The organism is Roseiarcus sp. (assembly GCF_052145395.1).
Lineage (GTDB): Bacteria > Pseudomonadota > Alphaproteobacteria > Rhizobiales > Beijerinckiaceae > Roseiarcus.
In genome coordinates this window covers 1-3,976 of the sequence record NZ_JBKQOT010000612.1, presented here as the reverse complement: position 1 = coordinate 3,976, position 3,976 = coordinate 1, and the positions used below count along the sequence as shown (strand labels likewise).

The window sequence follows — 3,976 nt, the reverse complement described above, 5'->3', positions numbered from 1 at the left end:
ACAAACCGACGCAGCGCTGGCCTTCGGCCTGATCGTGACCGTCGACGGCGAATTCGCCGCGCTCGTCGTCATCGTCGCCGCGCCGCCCTCAAGCTGAAAAACGGGACTTCGTCACCGTGCTGTTAAGGGCGCGTCCGTCCGCGCCTAGTCGAAAGTCGCGAGGATCGGCGGCGTGCGTTCGCCGATCCTCCGTCCGTGTTGGACCACTGGGATTTCGCAAAAGTCCAACAGTGACGATACGCGACAAGCAACCATGCAGCGAACGGGATCCGCGCCGTCACTGGAAAAACTGCGGGCGGATGTCTTGGGCGGTGTGGAGGATCGCGCGAATGAAAATGTCCGCGGTTTCTTCCGTGCAAACGATGTAAGGGGTCTGGAAGCGAAATCGCCGGTAAGCCCTGCGCCAATTCGTCGACCGGCTGGCCGATGCGCGGGAGTCGGCAAAAGGGCCGAATGTTCGCTCCAAGGCTGCGTGATAGGCTTCGGGTGACTCCCAAGCCTCCCCTTCGCGCCTCGTCCGGCCGACGGAGCCGGTCCAGTGTGATTGGCAGAATACCTGCAGAATATTCTTGCGATAAAGAGAAAATCCGGGTAGGTTGATTCTTGGTCCCCTGATCGAACCCGCGATGTCGCTCCTCGCCCTCCTGATTCGCCGCCGTTCCTATCGACCGGCCCGCGCTCGCGATATGCGCGCTCGGTTTCGGCCGACTGCCGCGCTCAGCGTCAGCGATCGTTGCGGCGTGGCTGCGCGTCGCGTCGGGCTTCCGATAATGTGGCGAGAATATGGCAAATCAAATTTCGACGTCATGGGAATCCGAATCTTGGGCCTAAAGCCTTGAAATCCCTTGGACGATCCAAAAAATCGACGCCGTCCGGGCCAGGTTTTCAGCCTGTTTCGGCCCGCTTTCGCGGGTTCGCAGCGCCGATTCCAGCTCAGAGGCCGCAAGAAAGGACGAAAGCGCGTGTCTGCGCGTATCATTTGAACCAGAGTCGTCGCGGTCGAATTGTGTCCTTCGGGCGCCGCCCGACGACCAGCGCCGGCCGCGCGCCTCAGGAGGCGATGGAAAGTTCCTGCGCAGTCTCGATCTTGGTGGCGAGGATCACCGCCTGGGTGCGGCTCTCCACGCCGAGCTTTTGCAGGATGGCCGAAACGTGCGCCTTCACGGTGGCCTCGGAGACGCTGAGCTCATAGGCGATCTGTTTGTTCAGGAGGCCCTGCGAGAGCATCATCAACACACGAATCTGCTGGGGCGTCAGCGTGGCGAGCCGACGCGCCAGCACGCTCGCCTCGCGGTTCGACTGCGCGTTGGGGTCGAAGTCCGGCGGGGTCCAGCGCCCGCCGTCGAGGACCTGCGCGATCGCGTCGCGCATCGTCTCCAGCGAGTTCGACTTGGGGATGAATCCCGACGCGCCGAACTCGAGGCAGTGCCGGATCACGGCGCGGTCCTCGTTTCCCGAAACGATGACGACCGGCGTGGACGGCCGCTCCGACCGCAGGAACAACAAACCCGAGAATCCCCGTACGCCCGGCATGCTCAGATCGAGCAGCACGAGGTCGGTTTCCGGCGCCGCTTCCAGCGCCGCGGCCATGCTGTCGAAATCGTGCGCTACGGCAATCTCGGCTCCGGGCGCAGCGGCGAGCACCGCCTCACGCAATCCGCCGACCACCAAGGGATGATCGTCCGCGATCAAGACCCGTACCGTATCCATCTTACCCTCCGCCGTTCGAGCCGGCCGGACGCTCGACCATCGCCCAACGATGCGTCATTGTCACGTCCTCGTCACAGACGAAAGTTGAATTTTTCGAGCCGCTCCAATTTATGGCAAGCGGTTGATCTGACGAAGCGCTTCGACGAGAGCGATTGTCGCGGCGATGCCGACATTGAGCGATCGCAAGGGGGAATGGATCGGAATGCGGATCCGCGCATCCGCCGAGGCGGCGACCGAATCGGGCACGCCAGCCGACTCGCGGCCGACAAGCAAAATATCGCCCGGCCGGAAGACGAAATCCCAAAGCCTCGTTTCGCCTTTGGTGGTCAGGAGCGCGAGTCTCCGGCCTGAATCTTTTCGCCAAATCTCGAACTTGGCCCAGGAGTCGTGTCGCGCAACCGACAAGGCCTCGAGGTAGTCCATTCCGGCGCGTCTGAATCGGCTGTCGCCGATCCGAAAGCCAGCCGGCTCGATGATTGCGGCGTCGACGCCGAGGCAGGCGCACGTGCGCATCATTGCGCCGGCGTTCTGCGCGATGTCTGGCTGGTAAAGAGCGAGGAGAAGCGGCGAGGGGACCCGGCTCACGGTTTGGCGCCTCCGCCAACAGGAGGAAAAGTCAGCGAAGCGGCCCCGCGAAAAGGCGTTCGGCGAACACGACGAAAGGCAAAGACCTCCTGTGTTCTGGTCCTATGGACATCGATTGGGATCAATGCGAACAGCCGCCTCGATTGTCGCCCGGCGCCGCGGTGCGCCGGACGATAGACGCCGACAGAGTTCGGCGCGTTGATTCGGGGGCCGGAGCCATCACATGACGCCGCCGATGAACGCGCGCAGATGGGTTCGGCGCGCATTGTTAAGGGCACTCCTTGGGGGTTGAATTGACCGCCGCTACGACGATCGAAGCACCAAGCCGCAGAGATTTTCTTTACCTCGCCACCGGCGCCGTCGCCGCAGTCGGCGTGGCCGCAGTCGCGTGGCCATTCATTGATCAGATGAACCCGGACGCCTCGACGCTCGCCATGGCGTCGATCGAGGTCGACATCGGGGCGATCCCTGAGGGGCAGATCGTGACCGTCAAGTGGCGCGGCGGCCCCGTCTTCATTCGTCACCGCACGAAGAAGGAAATTGAGGACGCGGCGAACGTTGAGCTCAGCGACCTTCGCGACCCGCAGACCGACGCGCAGCGGGTGAAGAAGCCCGAATGGCTGATCATTGTCGGCGTCTGCACGCATCTCGGGTGCGTGCCGCTCGGGCACGAAGGAAAGTACGAGGGTTGGCTCTGCCCCTGCCACGGCTCGGTGTACGACACCTCGGGCCGTATCCGGCAGGGGCCCGCGCCTCTCAACCTCGCGGTGCCGGAGTATACGTTCCTCAGCGACACGAAGGTGAAAATCGGCTGATCTCAGCCGATTGACACCAACTTCGCCGCAGTCCCCACTCAAGCAATGCCTTCCTGAGAGCCACCCATGAGCGGTCCTTCGACCTACGTTCCCAAAAGCGCGATCGGGCGCTGGTTCGAGTCGCGCCTGCCCGTGATGGGCCTCGTCCACTCGTCGTTCATCGCCTATCCGGTGCCGCGCAATCTCAATTACATGTGGACATTCGGCGCGATCCTGTCGTTCATGCTGATCGCGCAGATCCTCACCGGCATCGTGCTGGCGATGCACTACGTTCCCTCCGCGACCGAGGCGTTCCAGTCGATCAACCACATCATGCGGGACGTCAACTACGGCTGGCTGGTCCGCTACATGCATACCAACGGCGCGACGCTGTTTTTCCTTGCCGTGTACATTCACATGCTCCGCGGGATCTATTACGGGTCCTTTAAGCCGCCGCGCGAACTGCTCTGGATCATTGGCGTCGTCATCTACTTCCTCATGACGGCGACCGCCTTCCTCGGCTACGTGCTGCCCTGGGGCTCGATGAGCTTCGCGGGCGCGACGGTCATCACGAACCTCACGTCCGCCATTCCCATCGTGGGGACCAGCGTCGCCCACTGGCTTTGGGGCGGCTACGCCGTCGGCGGGCCGACGCTGAACCGGTTCTTCTCGCTGCACTATCTCTTGCCGTTCGTCATCGCCGCCTTTGTCGGGCTGCACGTCTGGGCGCTTCACGTCGTCGGGCAGAACAATCCGGACGGCGTCGAGGTCAAGGACGTCGAACGCGACACCATGGCGTTCACGCCCTACGCGACGATCAAGGATGTGTTCGCTCTTTCGTTGTTCCTGATTCTTTACGCCTGGTTCGTCTTCTACATCCCGAACTA

4 protein-coding genes are annotated in these 3,976 nt (G+C 62.8%); 2 read left to right on the top strand and 2 right to left on the bottom strand.

The window, feature by feature from the left end; all coding sequences use genetic code 11:
* Positions 1–1,050: 1,050 nt before the first annotated feature.
* Together ACLP25_RS21010 and ACLP25_RS21005 are read right to left on the bottom strand one after the other, a co-directional pair.
* Complete coding sequence (locus ACLP25_RS21010; RefSeq protein WP_442471093.1) at positions 1,051–1,710, bottom strand: response regulator; 660 nt, start codon at positions 1,708–1,710, stop codon at positions 1,051–1,053.
* A gap of 108 nt (positions 1,711–1,818) precedes the next feature.
* A complete protein-coding gene (locus ACLP25_RS21005; protein ID WP_442471092.1) occupies positions 1,819–2,295 on the bottom strand; it encodes a tRNA (cytidine(34)-2'-O)-methyltransferase in 477 nt (158 codons plus the stop codon).
* Positions 2,296–2,588: 293 nt separating this feature from the next.
* Here ACLP25_RS21005 and petA point away from each other — a divergent pair, with 293 nt between their 5' ends.
* Complete coding sequence (gene petA / locus ACLP25_RS21000; protein ID WP_442471091.1) at positions 2,589–3,110, top strand: ubiquinol-cytochrome c reductase iron-sulfur subunit; 522 nt, start codon at positions 2,589–2,591, stop codon at positions 3,108–3,110.
* A gap of 66 nt (positions 3,111–3,176) precedes the next feature.
* Positions 3,177–3,976 (top strand): cytochrome b (locus ACLP25_RS20995; protein ID WP_442471090.1); only part of this gene is annotated, 800 nt, incomplete at its 3' end.

Coding starts and splice junctions, on each gene's coding strand:
- ACLP25_RS21010 (WP_442471093.1), bottom strand. CDS start 1,710: ATGGATACGGTACGGGTCTTGATCGCGGACGATCATCCCTTGGTGGTC.